At 25.4% G+C, this 17,611-nt stretch carries 15 protein-coding genes; 10 read left to right on the forward strand and 5 right to left on the reverse strand.

What is annotated here, in order from left to right:
* Window positions 1-6 precede the first annotated feature (6 nt).
* The 7 genes from cybH (at window position 7) to ACH5BK_RS00350 (ending at window position 8,732) form a co-directional block, all read left to right on the forward strand.
* On the forward strand, window positions 7-672 hold the full coding sequence (gene cybH / locus ACH5BK_RS00320; RefSeq protein WP_404303713.1) for a Ni/Fe-hydrogenase, b-type cytochrome subunit: 666 nt from the start codon (window positions 7-9) through the stop codon (window positions 670-672).
* Window positions 669-1,232, forward strand: coding sequence for a HyaD/HybD family hydrogenase maturation endopeptidase (locus tag ACH5BK_RS00325; RefSeq protein ID WP_404303714.1), 564 nt, complete (start codon window positions 669-671; stop codon window positions 1,230-1,232). Before cybH ends, ACH5BK_RS00325 begins: the two co-directional genes overlap by 4 nt.
* Window positions 1,216-2,850 carry a hypothetical protein gene (locus tag ACH5BK_RS00330; RefSeq protein WP_404303715.1) on the forward strand — a complete coding sequence of 545 codons (1,635 nt, stop codon included), beginning with the start codon at window positions 1,216-1,218 and terminating at the stop codon, window positions 2,848-2,850. Before ACH5BK_RS00325 ends, ACH5BK_RS00330 begins: the two co-directional genes overlap by 17 nt.
* A 16-nt stretch (window positions 2,851-2,866) precedes the next feature.
* On the forward strand, window positions 2,867-4,762 hold the full coding sequence (locus tag ACH5BK_RS00335) for a TIGR00341 family protein (RefSeq protein ID WP_404303717.1): 1,896 nt from the start codon (window positions 2,867-2,869) through the stop codon (window positions 4,760-4,762).
* A gap of 9 nt (window positions 4,763-4,771) precedes the next feature.
* Window positions 4,772-6,997, forward strand: coding sequence for a carbamoyltransferase HypF (hypF, locus tag ACH5BK_RS00340; RefSeq protein ID WP_404303719.1), 2,226 nt, complete (start codon window positions 4,772-4,774; stop codon window positions 6,995-6,997).
* Between the two features lie 377 nt (window positions 6,998-7,374).
* Window positions 7,375-7,791, forward strand: a complete 417-nt coding sequence (locus tag ACH5BK_RS00345; RefSeq protein WP_404303720.1) for a hypothetical protein — start codon at window positions 7,375-7,377, stop codon at window positions 7,789-7,791.
* A 92-nt stretch (window positions 7,792-7,883) separates the two neighbouring features.
* Window positions 7,884-8,732 (forward strand): hypothetical protein, encoded by an 849-nt coding sequence (locus ACH5BK_RS00350; protein ID WP_404303721.1) that lies wholly within the window; start codon window positions 7,884-7,886, stop codon window positions 8,730-8,732.
* A 42-nt stretch (window positions 8,733-8,774) separates the two neighbouring features.
* On the opposite strand, the gene ACH5BK_RS00355 is transcribed toward ACH5BK_RS00350, so the two are convergent.
* Complete coding sequence (locus ACH5BK_RS00355) at window positions 8,775-10,991, reverse strand: methyl-accepting chemotaxis protein (protein ID WP_404303722.1); 2,217 nt, start codon at window positions 10,989-10,991, stop codon at window positions 8,775-8,777.
* A gap of 248 nt (window positions 10,992-11,239) precedes the next feature.
* Between ACH5BK_RS00355 and ACH5BK_RS00360 the strand changes: the two genes are divergently transcribed.
* Complete coding sequence (locus ACH5BK_RS00360) at window positions 11,240-12,586, forward strand: sodium-dependent transporter (protein WP_404303723.1); 1,347 nt, start codon at window positions 11,240-11,242, stop codon at window positions 12,584-12,586.
* A 52-nt stretch (window positions 12,587-12,638) separates the two neighbouring features.
* Here ACH5BK_RS00360 and ACH5BK_RS00365 read toward each other — a convergent pair whose 3' ends face one another.
* Both ACH5BK_RS00365 and ACH5BK_RS00370 read right to left on the reverse strand, forming a co-directional pair.
* Window positions 12,639-13,109: a DUF420 domain-containing protein gene (locus ACH5BK_RS00365; protein ID WP_404303724.1), complete on the reverse strand. Its 471-nt coding sequence runs from the start codon at window positions 13,107-13,109 to the stop codon at window positions 12,639-12,641.
* Window position 13,110: 1 nt separating this feature from the next.
* On the reverse strand, window positions 13,111-13,410 hold the full coding sequence (locus ACH5BK_RS00370; RefSeq protein ID WP_404303726.1) for a DUF3817 domain-containing protein: 300 nt from the start codon (window positions 13,408-13,410) through the stop codon (window positions 13,111-13,113).
* A 227-nt stretch (window positions 13,411-13,637) separates the two neighbouring features.
* Here ACH5BK_RS00370 and ACH5BK_RS00375 point away from each other — a divergent pair, with 227 nt between their 5' ends.
* Both ACH5BK_RS00375 and ACH5BK_RS00380 read left to right on the forward strand, forming a co-directional pair.
* Window positions 13,638-14,468, forward strand: coding sequence for a GGDEF domain-containing protein (locus ACH5BK_RS00375; protein WP_404303727.1), 831 nt, complete (start codon window positions 13,638-13,640; stop codon window positions 14,466-14,468).
* A gap of 4 nt (window positions 14,469-14,472) precedes the next feature.
* Window positions 14,473-14,868: a DUF2391 family protein gene (locus ACH5BK_RS00380; protein ID WP_404303728.1), complete on the forward strand. Its 396-nt coding sequence runs from the start codon at window positions 14,473-14,475 to the stop codon at window positions 14,866-14,868.
* Between the two features lie 4 nt (window positions 14,869-14,872).
* Here the strand turns inward: ACH5BK_RS00380 and ACH5BK_RS00385 are convergent, their stop codons facing one another.
* Both ACH5BK_RS00385 and ACH5BK_RS00390 read right to left on the reverse strand, forming a co-directional pair.
* Window positions 14,873-15,511 carry a hypothetical protein gene (locus tag ACH5BK_RS00385; protein ID WP_404303729.1) on the reverse strand — a complete coding sequence of 213 codons (639 nt, stop codon included), beginning with the start codon at window positions 15,509-15,511 and terminating at the stop codon, window positions 14,873-14,875.
* 48 nt (window positions 15,512-15,559) lie between these two features.
* Window positions 15,560-17,533: a methyl-accepting chemotaxis protein gene (locus ACH5BK_RS00390; RefSeq protein ID WP_404303730.1), complete on the reverse strand. Its 1,974-nt coding sequence runs from the start codon at window positions 17,531-17,533 to the stop codon at window positions 15,560-15,562.
* Window positions 17,534-17,611 lie beyond the last annotated feature (78 nt).

The following is a 17,611-nucleotide window of genomic DNA, read 5'->3' on the forward strand; positions in this document are numbered from 1 at the left end:
TAGGTCATGATAAAAAAACATTATGAGTTTTCATCTTGGCTTAGAATAACACACTGGATTAGAGTTATTGCTATTGTTATCCTTACTTTTACGGGGTTTTATATAGCAGTTCCTTTTATTAGTGCTGCACTAAATCAAGGGGAACCAAACAATTATTTATATGCTTTAATGAGATCTTGGCATATTATTTTTGGTTTTGTATTAATTGCTGTAACTATTGGTAAGTTTTATTTGTTTATTTTTGATAAGCAAAGTAAGCTTGAAAGAGTTTCTTTTTGGGATTTCATAAATCCAAAAATTTGGATAAAACAGATTAAATATTATATGTTAATTGGTAAACATGCTCACTTAAAAGGTGTTTATAATCCTTTACAATTCTTCGCGTATTTGGGAGTTTATGTAGCTATTATTGCTATTTGTATTACAGGATTAATTTTACATATTCATGTATATCATGAGGGTTTAGGTGGCTTTTTATATGATATTTTGAGGCCTCTTGAAGTTATGATGGGTGGATTAGCAGTAGTTAGAGAACTACATCATATTTTTATGTGGGTATTTATTGTATTTTTACCTGTTCATATTTATTTAGCAGTATTTAACTCAATCTATGGAAAAAGTGGAGCAATGGATTCTATTGTTTCAGGATATAAATGGGAAGATAAAAAATGAATATTTTAATACTAGGAATAGGAAATATCCTATTCCAAGATGAGGGAATTGGCGCACATTTTATACATTATTTAGATGAAAAATATGAATTTATATCAGATAATTCTACAGTTAGTATTGTAGATGGTGGAACTCTTGCTCAAAGATTAATACCTGAAATAGTTAAATATGATGAGGTTATTGTTGTTGATTGTGTAGATGCTTTAGATTCAAAAGCTGGAGATGTTTACTTTTTTGATTACAAAAAAACACCTTCTCACATTAACTGGCAAGGAAGTGCCCATGAAATTGAAATGTTACAAACATTAAATATGATTGATATGAATCGTGATTTACCAACAACAAATGTTTTGGGTGTTATACCAAAAAGAGTTGCTGATGATACTACTTTTGATTTAAGTAATGAAATTGTAAATGCTGTAAATACAATGGAAAATGTAGTGATAAAATATCTTGAAAAATTAGATGTGAAATCAAAGATTATTAATTCAGATATAACTATAGAATCAATAAGTGAGGTTTCTTTTAAACGGGAGATTAAAAATGGTCCTAGAGTTTAAATTTAAATATTTATCTAAAAATAAAACCTTTGGGAAGTTTTTAGATCTTGCTGCAAAAAAAAGTTCTTGTGAGTATAAAATAGTTCAAAAACTAGATTTTATATATTTATATATAAAATGCTCACAAGAAAGCTTGAGTGATTTTTCAAACTCATTATCTTTATATCTTCCTATGTCTATTTTTTATTATGATGTAAGTGTCAATCCTCTTGATGAACTTCCAAATGTACAAAGTATGTCTTTAGAGCAAGATAATTTAATCTCATTTTGTCCTACTTGTTTAAAAACTGTAGAAGATGAAAAAAGTAAAGATTACTATAATGCTTTTAAATCTTGTGAAATTTGTGACTCTTATAAAGAAGCTAATTTTATTTTAGATAATCACAAAGTAAACTCATCAAAAGAACTTTTTGAAAACCTAGCAGAAAAAATCAATGAAAACAAAAAAATCAAAATCAAAACTCTTAGTGGAACATTTGTTTTTTCAAAGTTAAAGGATTTAGATTCAAGTGAAAATCTATTGGCTACAAATTTAGTAAATATATCTTCTTTAGTAGTTGAAAATAAAACAGATATTGTTTCTCTTGCATGTATAGAAAAACCTTCAATTGATTTTAAAATAAATGAAATATACAAACTTAAAAACCAAATTAAAAAAGATTTTATAAATATAAGATTTGCTAATGATTTGACTTTATATTTTTTATGCACAGAATTATCAAAATTAAATATAAATTTTTTAAATATAGAAAATAAAGAAAATGAATTTGATATATTTTTAGATATAGAAGAAAAAACACAAACAAATAAAGTTTTAGATATTCCTCTTATAAAATGTTTTGAAAATAAAAAATTTATTTTAAAATCAAACTCTTATGATAAAAGTTTAGATGTAATTTATAGTAAATTTGAAGAAAAAAATAAATCACAATTTATGACAGTATTAGCTGAAAATGAACTTTTTGATAAATCAATCGTGAACTTTTATATTAGTACAAAAGATGATGATGGTTTATCTTTTTATAGTCAAAAGTTTGATGGTCTTATAGATATTGTAAAACCTTTTTATATTCCAAATAGTATAGAACAGTTTTTTGAGACAATGAAAAACGATGAAACAAGTAGTAGATTACTGCAAAATTATAAAGAAAAGTTTGAAGATGATTACAATGAAGCTTTAAAAAGTGATATTTCTTCTTATAAAACAAAATCTTTTTATAATTATTGGAAAATCGCAAAACAAATATTATGTTTTAAAGAAGATATTTTAGAAAATGCCAACAAATGTATGCTAGAAAAAGGCCCGCGAATAGATTATAAACTTGTAGAAGATGAAAAGCTTTATAATAGAGAATTTGATTATGTAAAACTTATTAAATCAGCAATGAGTTTTAAATTAGCTGGGGTAGATGAAGAGACTATATCCTTAGGTTTTATAGAGAGTTTAGCCCATTTTATAGGGTATGAATTAGATAATATAAATAGCTCTTATGATTTAGATGGAGTTAGTTTATGTGGTGATATGTTTAGATATGATATATTTACTGCACTAGTAGAAAAAAGTATTACTAAAAACTTCAACATTTACTATAATAAGGAGTTTGTAATACAGAAATAAATATTTGGGGTTATGAATGTATGAAAAAATATATTTACTTTTTAGTGAGAATAGTAAAAATAATGAAGATGAAATAAATAAATATCTTAAAGAAAAATACAAACTTCAAGTAACTGCAAGAAATTATCAAAAAAAAATAAAAGAAAAAAATGCTCTTTACCTTCTTGATTTAAATGACAATGAAATCAAAAGTTTTTTTAAAGAGCATATCCACCATGATATAAATCTAGCTATTTTACCAAATGATGATGCTAATAATTGTATGTCAAACTATGGTATATCAAAGAATCTTAAAGAAGCACTTGACGATGCCTTAAATCAAAAACTATTAACAAAAATAGATTTACTTAAGTGTAATGATGAGATTATTTTAAATAAAATAGAAATAGGTGATATGCATGGTATAAACAGCTATAAGTTAAATACAAAGTTTGATAAAATAAAAACTTTTTTTAAAAACTTATTTAATATAAAATTTAAACCATATAAGTTTACAACTTCTCAAGATTATAGTTTTGAGACAGTGGCTTCGGGTATTATTATTTTAGAACACTCTTTAAATAGTAATAATAGTGCTTTAAAAGATAAACTCTCTATTCAAGATGGAAAATTAAATGCTTTGATATTATCACCTGGATCACTTTTAGCTTATTTTATATATTTAATCTCAATATTTTTTTATGAAAAAATCTCTGTTTTATCTCTTCCTAAAAGTTTAGGGTTTATAAAAAGTGAGTCTTTAAAAATAGAATCTAAAGAAGCTATGGATTATATCGCTGATGATATAGTAGTTAAAAATGTTAAAAGCATAGAGATTTTTGTTTTAAAAGATACTTTTAACCTACATTTAGGAAGTAAATTAAAAGAGTATATAAAAGATGAAAAAAATGATGAGGAAGAAAAAGAATCTATAGAAGTAGATAGTTTGCCAAAAGAGGAATTAAGTGAGGTTTTATTAAAAAAGAAGTTACCATTTTTTAAAAGAGCTTCTGAAGAGGATTTTAAAGATTTATTTTTAAGTCTTAAAAAAAGTGCAAAAATCACATTTATTTTTTCTACTTTAATGACTTTAAGTACCTTACTATCAACTACAGGACTTTTTGCTAACTCTTCTCCTGTTATTATTTGTGCGATGATTTTAGCCCCTTTAATGGCTCCTATGATATCACTATCAATGGGAGTGGTAAGAGCAAATAGTTTTTTGATTATACAAAGTATTAAAACCTTAACTTATGGGGTTATTATAGCCTTATTTGTATCTTCAATTTTTACTTGTTTTATGCCTTTAGATGAAATAACTTATGAGATGAAAAGTAGATTAAATCCTAATTTATTAGATTTACTTGTAGCAATTTTTTCTGGAATAGCAGGAGCTTATGCAAACTCAAAAGAAGAGGTAATCAAATCCCTAGCAGGAGTAGCAATAGCTGTTGCTTTAGTTCCTCCTTTAAGTGTAACGGGTATAGGTATTGGTCTAATGGATTTAGATATTATTTATGGATCATTTTTACTTTTTATTACCAACTTAGTGGGGATTACTCTTAGTGCTTCTTTAACATTTATTGTTTTAGGATACTCACCAATTAAAAAAGCAAAAAAAGGTTTACTTTATACGTTTTTATTATTAGTATTTATTAGCGTACCTTTAGTAAATACATTTGAAAAAATGGTCGAAAAAAATGAACTTTCAAATAAAATAAAAGAGTTAAAAAAAGTAAATGTAAATGATAAAGATATAGTATTAAAACTTTTAGATTTAGAAGATAAACAAGAGTATGTTTATGTAAGAATGGAGCTTATAAGTAATAGTTTCACAAGTACTTTAGAGTATAAAGCAATAAGAAAAGAAATAGAAAGAAGATTAAATCGAAAAATACTTTTAGAAGTATCTTCAAAATTAATAGTTAAATAAAGTGTGCAAATGATAAGTAAAAAAATAAAAGTAAAAGGTATAGTTCAAGGAGTAGGGTTTAGACCTTATGTATATAATTTAGCTTTAAAATATGATATAAAAGGTTGGGTAAACAATGATGAAGAAGGAGTTAATATTGTTCTTTATGCCTCTGAAAAAAACTGCACTAAGTTTATAGAAGAGTTAAGAAGTAAACCTCCTGTTTTATCAAAGATAGATTCTTTTGAGATAGTAAAAATAACAGAAAATAAAGAGTATAAAAGTTTTGAAATAATTCAAAGTACCAATGAGAATAATAAGAGTACTATTATCTCACCTGATATGGCAATTTGTCAAGATTGTATAGATGACATAAATGATAAGAGTAACTTTAGATACAATTATGCTTTAACAAATTGTACCAATTGTGGTCCACGATATTCTATTATAAAAACAGTGCCTTATGATAGAGTAAACACATCTATGTCTAAATTTAAATTGTGCTCTAAATGTGAAGAAGAGTATACAAATTCTACAAATAGAAGATATCATGCTCAGCCTGTAGCTTGTGAGGAATGTGGTCCAAAAGTAGTTTTGTATAATAAAAAAGAAGCATTATTTTCAAATATAGAAGCAATAAAAAAATGTGCAGATTATATTAATGATGGAAAAATAGTAGCAATAAAAGGTTTAGGTGGGTTTCATTTACTTTGTGATGCTACAAATGATGAGAGTGTTAAAGAGTTAAGAAATAGAAAAAATAGACCTCATAAGCCATTTGCATTGATGTTTGAAAATTTAAATACTATTAAAACTTATACAGTTATATCAAATAAAGAAGAAGAGCTTTTAGACTCAAAAGAAAAACCAATAGTATTAGTGAAAAAACAAAAAAATACAAATCTTTCTTTTTTAGTAGCTCCAAATATTGATAGACTAGGGTGCTTTATTGCTTATACGCCACTTCATCATTTATTATTTAGGTTTTTCAAAAAGCCTTTAGTTGCAACAAGTGCTAACTTAAAAGATGAACCAATTATTAGATTTAAAGATGAAATATTAGAAAAATTAGGACACGTTGTAGATTTTGTACTTGATTTTAATAGAGATATTGTAAATGCTTGTGATGATTCTGTTATACAAGTTGTCAACAATGATGTTTCAAAGTTAAGAAATGCTAGAGGATATGCTCCAACAACTATAAATTTAGAAAAAAAGACCAAAAAGAAAATATTAGCTTTAGGGGCAAACCAAAAATCAACTATTGCATTAGCTATAGAAAATAATATTATTGTATCTCCACATATTGGAGATTTAAACTCTATAGATTCTATTGAGTATTTTGTTAGAACTATTGATACTTTTAAAAACTTTTATGATTTTAAACCTGATATGATTGTTTGTGATAAGCACCCAAATTATGAGAGTGTAAAATGGGCAAAATCTCAAGATATTGAACTTGTACAAGTTCAACATCACTATGCTCATATTCTTTCAACTATGGCGGAATATAAGTTAAAAAACGATGTTTTAGGAATCTCTTTTGATGGTACTGGATATGGCGATGATGGAAATATTTGGGGTGGTGAGGTTTTTATATGTAATAAAAATGAGTATAAAAGGGCTTATCATTTAAAATATTTCAAACTTTTAGGAGGAGAAAAAGCTGTAAAAGAACCTAAAAGAGTTGCTTTATCTTTGTTATTCGATATTTATTCATTAGAAGAAGTTTTATTACTTGATAATAGTGTAATAAATGCTTTTTCAAAAAGTGAAATTAAGTTAATGCACACAATGTGGCAAAAAGGTTTAAATGCACCATTAACAAGCTCTGTTGGAAGACTATTTGATGCAGTTGCTAGTATTGCTAATTTGCTTCATATTCAAAGCTATGAAGGTCAAACAGGACTTATAATAGAACAAAACTATGATAAAACTATAACTGAGAGCTATGATTATAAAATTGAGAATAAACAAATAGATATAAGCCAAATGATAAAACAAATGCTAAAAGACGAAGATTCTAAACTTATTTGTTCTAAGTTTATTAATACTTTAGTCAGACTAATACTTGATATTTCTTCTACTCATAAAGATTTAGATGTTGTACTAAGTGGAGGAGTTTTTCAAAATAAAACTCTTTTAGAATTAGTATGTAAAAAGCTAAAAAATCAAAATACAAAATATTACTATTCTAAAGAAATTCCTTTAAATGATGGTGGAATTTCTGTTGGTCAAATTTACCATATAATTTAATTTTAAAAAGAAAACTTCTAAATAGAGTAGGGACTATTTAGATTCTTTTTCTTCTACTTTAGTCTTTTTGATATATAAAAATAAAAACTATAAAAAATCTACATTATATAATAAGTAAAAGTATAACAAAATATATAAGATATTAATGGAATAAATATATAATATTATGTATGAAAATATTCTAAAAACTCTATATATAGGCTTTATTTGAAAAAATAATTTTTTAGAAAAATTAGATGAAAATAGTTTTCAAAAATTTGATTTAAATTTATATAAAATGTATATATTTAAATACTATTAAATAAATACAAAATAAATTCAAATCTAATATATAAAATTTTATATGTTAAAATCACAAAAAATATTTAAGGTGAAAAATGATTAAAACAACTCATGAAATCTCAAATGAAAATGGATATATAAAATATAATTTTTTTGAAATACATCCAGATTTAGAAGCAATTATTGCAGAAGAGTATAATACTTATAACACGGATAAATTTTCAAAACAAGAATATTGTGAAGCAATGTATAAAAAGAATTTTTATGATAAGTATGATGAAGTTACTTACAAAGAAGTATATGAAAAGTATATAAATAATGAAAAGTTTAAAGAAAAAGCAATGTTCATTTATAGCATTGTAGATTTTGATAAGTTTAAAAAATTTGTAGAATTAAATCCTGAAATACAAAATCCTAATGATCTTACTATTACATATTCTATTTTAGATAGCAGTGGAGTAAAAGTTCAAATTTACAATCTTACTATCAATGATTTAGTTTTCGTATTTTAATTTTCTTTTTTTGCGACTAAGTTGCATTTAAAATATACTATGTATAATTATAACTTTAAATTATGCAACTTAGTTGTAAAAAAGGAATTATATTGAAAAAACTAATATTAGGTTCTCTTATTTTAAGCAGTACAATTTATGCTAGCACAACTTTAAATTATGCTTATGCTATTAAAGATTTTAATAACTCTATGACAAAAAAAAGTGGTGCAAAAATTCATAATTTTAGCATTCTTCATAACTTTAAAAATCATTCTTTTAATTTAGGATATCAAAGTGATAGAGTTAAGAGAGAACATTCAATAAAAAAAATTACTTTGCCTTCGTTAGATATAGAAAAATACAATTTGAAATATCTATATAAACTAAATGAAAATATAAAGTTGAAAACAAGTTATTTAAAAATTATTGATAATCTAGCTCCTACTGATCAAGGAAAAATTTATGGATTGGGTGGAAGTTATAATTTTACAAAAGCTTTAAGTTTAAAAGCTGATATATACAATAGTGATTATGAAAAATTTGATGTAAGACAATATGATTTAGCTATACAAAAAGCTTTTAAAATTGATAATACAAAATTAAAGATAATTGGCTTTGTAAAAAAAATAGATATTCATGGAGATAAATACGCTTCTTATACTTTTAAGAAAAAAGATTATCTAACAAAAGGTATTAAACTTGTAGCTAATCATCAGGGCTATATAGGAAGTGTAGCTACTTTTTTTGGAAAGAGAGCTTTTACTGTACTTGATGATGGAACTAAAGTTCAGCATCATGCCATGGAGCAAGATAAAACTTATATCTTAAGTGTTGGTAAAAAATTTAAAGAGTTTGATATTTTTTTAAAGTATTCTTTTCAAAATGGAAAAGAGTTACCTGAAAATAAAGAGGATGTAGATACAAAAGTTATGTCAATAGCTTTTTCATATAGATTTTAAAAGAGGTTTAAAACCTCTTTCATTATATAAAAAGTTTAGGATTTAAAAATCTTCCCAAATTTCTTTTTTTTCTTTTACTTCATCTTTTCCTTGGAACTCTTTCTCATTTGCATTTTGTACAATAGTATTTGCTATAGTAGAAGTATTTGTAGCTATTTTTTGAGTTTCAGTTGCTATGTTTGCATTTTTTTGAGTTTGTGCATCTAAAGAGTTTATGGCATCGTTTATTTGAACTATTCCTGTTTGTTGTTCATTTGAAGCATTAGATACATCACTTATAAGTTCAATTGTTTCATTTATATTAGATTTTAATTGAACATAACCTTCTTGCATATCATGAGCAATAGTTTTACCTTCATTTGCTTTTAATGTGGCTTTTTCTACTAAATCTTTAATCTCTTTTGCAGCCTCAGCACTTCTTGCTGCAAGGTTTCTAACTTCTTGTGCAACAACAGCAAAACCTTTTCCAGCTTCACCAGCTGTTGCTGCTTCTACCGCTGCGTTTAGTGATAAAATATTTGTTTGAAATGCTATTTGATCGATTACTGTTATTGCTTCATTGATTGAATCAACTTGTGTGTTTATATCATCCATAGCAGTAGTTGTTTTAAGTGCTAAGTTTTCACCTTTATTTGCTGATTGTGTAACACTTGATGTTAAATCATTCATTCTAGTAATTTTTTGTGTTGTTAAAGATATATTACTTGTGATTTCTTCAAGTGCTGCTGCTGTTTGTTCAAGTGATGCTGCTGCTTCATTTGAACTTATATTTAAAGTATCTACATTTTTAAGTAGTACATCTGAACTACTATTTAGTGTTAAACCATTTGATTTATTTTCAATTAACATAGTAGTAATAGAATCACCTAAACTATTAACTCCATTAGCTAATCTTTCTAAATGCTCTTTTATTCCCTTTGTATTTACTTTATTTAAATAGTTGTAGTTTGAAAACTCTTCAAGTACATCTAAAATATTTTCAATATTATGCTCTAAGTGTGAACCCATATTATTAAGAACATTTTTAAGTTCATTTAATGCAGGATTGTTTACTTCTGTTGTGATTCTTTGACATAAGTCACCTTTTTCAAATTCACCTAAAACTGTAATAGTCTCATCTATAATAGCTCTATCTTCTTCGATGCCTTTTTTAGCTTTTTGAATATTTTCATTTACAACTTTTGACATTATTCCTATTTCTGTATTTGTTGTATTTGATAATTGCTCAACTGTATTAGTTTCTCTATTTAAGTATTTAAAGAAGTTTAGTAAGCCTTCTTGGAACTGACTAATTTGATAGTTTATATCTCTTGGTATATAAATACCAAGTGCAAGAATTATTAATACTACTATAAGTGAAATAAGTTCAACAGCTATTTCTAAATTGTTATTTGTTTTTGAAACACTTGACCCAACAACATCTTGATCTTTTTTAATTGAGTGTTTTATATCATTTGCTATTTTAGCAATATTTGGACCAATAATATCAAGTTCTTTAACTACTTTATTTCTTTCATTAATTAAAGCAGTAATTTGTGTTAAACCATTTGAATATGTATCTATTAATAAAATAGCTTCTTTTAAAAGTTTTTTTCTTTGAGGTGTTTGAAGTTGTTTTTGAATCTTATTTAAGTCTTTATTTAAGTTTTTAAAGGCTTTTCTTGCTGTTAGATAATCTTCTTTTTTATTTGAAATTAAAAAGTTAGAAGTATAAAGTCTAGCTAAAAGTAAGTTTCTTATACTTTTTGCAGTAGCAAGGGAAGTTTTTAACTCGTCATCTTTTTCAGTACTATTCATAAGATTTGTTAAAAGAGTTTCAACTTTTTTACCATTTATATCTAAATTAGTGGCAACAACATTATTTTTAATTTGTACATATTCTGTTACAACTAAAAACTTTTTTTTATAATTAGATAAATCTTTTGATAACTCTTTTATCAAAGTTTTTCTTTTTGGCTCATAAATTTTATTTAAAGCCTCATCTGCTAATTTTTTGGTTTTGTTATAAAAATGTTCAAACTCTTCAATATCTTTATTTGATGAAGTATTTAAAAAATCTTTAACATTCATTCTTACCATCAACATATTTGACTGAACTCTACTTGCTAAAACAGTATTTCTAGCCATCTGTCTATAATTAGAAAAGCCTTCTGTAGATTTGTATATACCAAATACACTATATAGTCCCAGCAAAACTATAAGTATACTGATAATTGAAAATGAAATAATCAGTTTAGATTTGATTGTAAAATTATTCATTTTTGTATGCTCCTTTTTTAAAATTACTTCATTCTAATAAAAAAAACATTACAGTTTTTGCTTTTTACGTTATAAGTGAGGTTATATTTATGAATATATATTCACCAATTATTATCGAATCATAAAGTTACTATTAAATTTATATATTATAGAAAATAAGAATTAATTTTGAAATAATTATGTAATTGTTACATAATAGTTTAACTTAATTTTAGATAAAATCTTTTGTTTTTAAATTAAGGAGAACTATGAATTCATCAAGATTTACAAGGTTTGGATTTATTTTAGCTGCTGTAGGTTCAGCAGTTGGTTTAGGAAATGTATGGAAATTTCCGTATGTTACAGGTGAATATGGAGGTGGAGCCTTTGTATTAGTTTATTTAATTACAGCTTTATTTATTGGAGTATTTGTATTAATTTCAGAGTTACTTATTGGTAAGCTAGGAAGAAGTGATGCTGTTTCAATGTTTGAAAATTTAGCAGTTAGAAACAAAAAGCTTTGGAAATGGGCTGGCTTTATGGTAATTGTGCCATTAATAATTTTATCTTATTACTCTGTAGTAATTGGATGGATTTTCCATTATATAGCTATATCTTTACAAGGATTACCTTCAACAGTTGAACAATCAAAAGATATTTTTATGGGATTATTAACAAGTGATGTAAAAACACAACTTATGTATCATACTGTTGTATTTGTTTTAGTTACTGCAATTATTTTAAAAGGTATCAAAGATGGTATTGAAAAAATAAATAAAATTCTAATGCCTTTATTAGCACTAATTTTAGCAATATTATTTGTTTATTCTATAAATGTTGACAGTTTCTCTAAAGCTGTTCATTTTATGTTTGATCCTGATTTCTCGAAACTTACTTCAGAAGCTATTATTGTAGCTATTGGGCAAGCATTTTATACATTATCATTAGGTATGGGTATTATTATTACTTATGCGGCATCTCTTCCAAAAGAAGCAAATATTGTTAAGTCATCTATTTTAATCTCAATTATTGATACAATGGTAGCAATTGTTGCAGGTCTTATCATCTTTACTTTATTATTTGATAAAGGAGCAGAGTCTACAAAAGGTGCAGGTTTAGTATTTATTTCATTACCATCAGTATTCTATGAATTCGGTTCAATTGGTTCAACTTTAGCATTATTATTCTTTATTGCTATTGCTTTTGCTGGTATCACATCAGCTATTTCAATGTTAGAACCAACAGTATCATACTTCATAAATAGATTTGGTATGTCAAGAATTAAAGCTGCTATAATTTGTAGTGTATTCTTTTATATCTTAGGTATTGCAGCATTATTATCAAATATTTCAGATTATTCACCTATGTTAATGATAGGAGAAAAAGGTTTATTTGACTGGTTAGACTTCGTTTGTTCAACTATTTTAGTTCCAATTGGTGGAATTTTAGTAGTAGTATTCATCGGACACTTTATGGATAAAGAAGCAGTTGAAAATGAACTAGTTCCTTTAATGGGAAGCTTCTTAACAAAAGTTTGGTTCTTTATGGTTAGATATATTATTCCAATTGCATTAATTGTTGTAATTTTAAATGAAACAGGAATTTTTAAATTCTAGTATTTTATAACTATAAACAAAAAAGGGCTAGATATTTTATCTAGCCCTTTTTTTATATAAATAAAAATATATAAATACTCACTCCCATAATAGAAGTAAGAGTTAGTGAAGCAAAAATAGCTTTTCCTATTTTCTTATGAGCTGTATTTGAAAACTCTTTAAACCCACTTTTTTTAAATAGTTTAAAAGAACTTATATATAAATACAACCAACCAGCAATAGCAAAAATAGCAATAACAATATGTACAATTAAAAATATAAGTAAGAAATCATAAGAGACACCACTCTTTTCTGCATACTCTATAAAACCACCTGATATTCTAACTCCAATTTCAAATATTAAAACCATAATCAAAGTTACAACTAAAATTATAGTTTGAGATATAAAGTGAAGTTTATATTTTTTATCAACTGCTAGTTTAATACTATATGCTAGTAAAAAAGGAAGTAGTGCAAAAAAGATTGTCACTACATCCATAAATAAAAAAGCTTTCGTTCCTAAAAAGCCGGCTGCGAAAAACACTCTAGTTATCTTGTGCTTGATTTTTTAATGATTTGTCTATTAAAATAAATCCAAAGGGAACTAATGAATATACAAAATATTGAAAAGCTATACCTTTATCCCAATTGCATTTTTTTAATGCTTCAAATAAAAAAACACAGAAAAGTATAAATAACACACCATGACCCATACCTGCTATCTTAACAGGGTAAGGATTTTCTCCTATATACTTTATTGGCATTGCAATAAAAACTAATATTAAATAAGAAAGACCTTCTAAAAAAGAAATAATTCTAAATCTAGAATATGAATTTTTTAACATTTTTATCCTTTGTAATAAAAAATAGATTATATGAAAGTTTTATTTACAGTAAGTTAATATACTTACAATAGAATTATAAAAAGAGGATTTATGAATACAAATAAGATTATCTTTTCCCTATTAGTTTTATATATTTTAGCTGATGTGGTGCATACGTACTTTTTTAATTAATCTTATATAAGTATAATGTAAAAAGATATTTAAAAATAAACTAGGATAAAAAATATATGAGTGAAGAGCAGATTGAAACGATTATAAAAAATGAGAGGTTAGAAAATTTAGATTCAAGTAAAATTAATAAATTAGCTTATAATGAAAAAAATCTAAAAAATTTTATTAGTGAAATAAAAAATCCTTATTCAAAAATCATATCTGTTTTAATTCATAAAAAACTTGATGAAAAAGAAGCAAAGGATACTTGGAAAAAACTTGTTTCTCACATGAAAAGTTTAGAAAAAAGACTAAATAGAAAAGTAGGAATAAACGTAGCAAGTGTTGATTATATAGAAAACATAAAAAGTGTTTCTGAGGATATGAGAATCATCCTTGAAGATGAGTTTGATTCTATTTCTAAAATAGCAACAATTGATGAACTTACAGGACTTTATAAAAGAGATGTTTTAAATGTTTTTATTAAAAAGATTTTTGAAAAAACAAAAAGAAAGAAGTCTATATTTTCTTTTATAATGATTGATATAGATGATTTTAAAAATATAAATGATACCTATGGTCATCAAAAAGGAGATGAGATATTATCAAAAATTTCATCTCTTATAAAGAAAAATATTAGAAAAATGGATATTGCTTTTAGATATGGAGGAGAAGAGTTATGTGTGATTTTTCCTGATACAAATAAAGATGATACCTTTCAAATTGCAGAAAAAATAAGATTAGCTATTTTTGAAGAATATAAAGATAATATGAAGATAACAATTAGTATTGGAATAAGTTCTAATGAAAATATTTATGATAAACAAGATGAAGAAGATATTATAAAAAAAGCAGATGAATTACTTTATAAAGCAAAAAATAGTGGAAAAAATCAAGTAAGGGTTTAATAAAATGAATTTAAATATAGATATGAAAGACATAGGACAAATAGCAGTAGGGTCATTTGCTTTTGCTGTACCAATATCTTTTTCAGAAGAAGCTTGGAGAATTAGTGAGAGTCTTCCTTTTACAAATTTGACTTTAGTATTTTTATTATCTGTTAGTTTTCTAGCTTTATTTGCTTATGAAAGTGTCTTTCAAGGAAGAGTAGTTCATCGTATATTTGTTTTTATTTTAAGAATTATTATTGCATATATTATTTCTGCATTAGTTGTAGCTTTGGTTTTAATTTCTATTGATAAGTTACCTCTTTTAACAGAGCCTATAATAGCAATAAAAAGATTAATAGTAATTACTATGCCTGCTTCTATGGGAGCTATTATTGTAGATAGTTTTGATAAAGAATAAAGATTTAATAAATTTTATTAAGTATAGTAATTTGTTCTTTTTTCGAATAATTAAATTTAAACTCACACTCTTTTAAATAGTAAAAAAAGTGTTCTTGATTAAAGCCTTTATATTTTTTAAGGTTTTCTTCTAAAAAAAGCCAAAACTTTTTAAGGTTTGTTTTTTTATAGGATTCTTTAGAATAAATTTTATGCCAAGATAAATACTCTTGAAAATATTCACTCTCTTCTTTTGTTCTACTTGGTATTTGAGGCATTAGAAGTGTATATACCTTATCTTCTGAATAAAAACCAATAATATTAACAGCTTCAAATAAAGATTTGATTTTTTTTTGTCTTTGTTTTGTATTAAAATAATAATACTCTTCATAATTACTATAATCTTTTGCTGTTTTGTTGTATTCCTCTTCTAAATATTTTGATAGTTTATATCTTAGTTGATCATATCTATTTTTAGCAGTTCTATAATTAATATGTAAAAGTTTTGCTGCTTCATTTGCATTTATGTTATTACAAAAATATTCAATAATTTTTGTGTCTTTTTTGAGCTTTTTAAGAGAGTATTTTTTCTTGCAATTTTTGCATTTTATGTAATTGTTTTCAATATGATAAAAAGTACTATTGTTACAGTTTTTACATCTCATAAAAACATTTTAGCACTTTTTATCAAAGTTATAGATTATAAGACAAGCTTAAAAACTTGTCCATTCGTCATCATCTTTTGAAGAATTATCTTCAAATTTTTGATTTTCAATTTTAGAAGTTTTATTTTCTTTTTTTGGAAGTTTTATATTATATGTTGCATTTTGTTGTTCTGTTTTTGAATCAAGAGTTTTTGCTTTTACTTCATCTTTTCCGATAAACTCTTTTGCATTTGCATTTTCAACAACTAACTTAGCAATATTATCAGTTTGCACTGCAACTTTATAAGTTTGATTTGCAATCATTGCATTTTCTTGTGTTTGTCTATCTAAAGAGTTCACAGCGTCATTAATTTGCTCAATACCTGAGAGTTGTTCTTTACTAGAAGCTTCAACATTTTTGATTAAGTCAATAGTTTTGTTAATATTAGTATTTAACTGCTCATATCCACTAATCATTTCATCAGAAATCTTTTTACCTTCATCGGCTTTAATTGTAGCTGTTTCAACTAATTCTTTAATCTCTTTTGCAGCTTCAGCACTTCTTGCTGCAAGGTTTCTAACTTCTTGTGCAACAACTGCAAAACCTTTTCCTGCTTCACCCGCAGTAGCAGCTTCTACCGCTGCATTTAGTGAAAGGATGTTTGTTTGGAAGGCAATTTGATCAATTACTGTAATAGCGTCATTAATTGCATTTACTTCATTATCTATTTCTGTCATAGCATCTGTAGTTTTATTTGCTAATGCTTGTCCTTGTGAAACAGAATTTGTTACACTTGAAGCTAATTTAGACATTTCAACTACATTTTGAGTATTATTTGATATATTGCTAGAAATCTCTTCAATTGCTGCTGCTGTTTGTTCTAGTGATGCAGCTGCTTCATTTGAATTTTTATTTAAAGTATCAACATTATTAAGTAAAATATTACTACTATCTCCTAGTGTTAAACCATTTGACTTGTTTTCTACTAACATATCATTTATAATATCAGCTAGATTATTTAGTCCCACAGTAACACCACTATTACAGCCATGAATTCTATGCGTAAAATCAAGAGCAGCATATCTTTCTAGTGCAAAAGAAATATCATTTATATTTGTACAAACTCTAAGTTGTAAGCTATAAAGCATTTCATTTATTTGCTCTCTTAAGTTTTCTAAACTTGCAGTTTTTGTTGCATGATCTAATCTTTTATTCAAGAATCCATCTTTTATAACATGAACAATATCATTTATTTCATCTAAGAATTTATTATCTGCATCTATAGTATCTTTTGCTTGTTGAATATTTTTATTTACAACTTTTGCCATCGCTCCAAACTCATCTTTTGCAGAATCGTCTAACATTTTTACATGATCACTTTCTTTATTTACATATTGGAAAAAGCTTAAAAGACCATTTTGGAAGTTTTTAATTGAACCTAATAACTGATTAGATAATAAAAGACTAAATGTTAAGAATAATAAAATAGATAAAACTGCAATAGCAATAAGTACATTACTCATAATAGCTTGTGCTTCATCTTTGTGTTTTATAGCATTTTCATTTATTGATGCTAACTCTTTTTCAAGTTCTAATCCTTTTTGAACCATTTGTTTTATAACATTTAAGACTTTAGGACTATCTTCTTTTTTACCATTTTTAAAATCAGTTATTTTATCAGAGGCAAATTTATCAAAATTTTTGATATATTCATCTGATAAAGAAAGAATACTGTTAGCTAATTTTAAATTTTTTTCATCATCAAGTAAAGGTTTTAATTTTGTGACTTGATTATTTAAGTTTTTAAAATCATTTCTAACTTTATTTGCAGTCTTTTCACTTGGAGCTCTTAAAAATTGATAAACTGAAATTCTACCTTTTAGAACTTGTTGAATAAAAACATCTGTCTCTACTGCTACGTGAATTCTCTTTTCAGCCATACTATTAAAGTAGCTGAAAACTAAACTTGAAACTATTACAATTCCTATAAATGTGATAGGTAGTATTAATAGTTTTACTTTTGTACTAATGTTTTTTAGCATTGGTATCTCCCTTATTTAATAAAACGAATATTAATTATTGCTTAAAATTATTAAAGAATAAATTAAGGTTAGTACTTT

It is taken from the genome of Arcobacter sp. YIC-80, assembly GCF_044841725.1.
Lineage (GTDB): Bacteria > Campylobacterota > Campylobacteria > Campylobacterales > Arcobacteraceae > Arcobacter_B.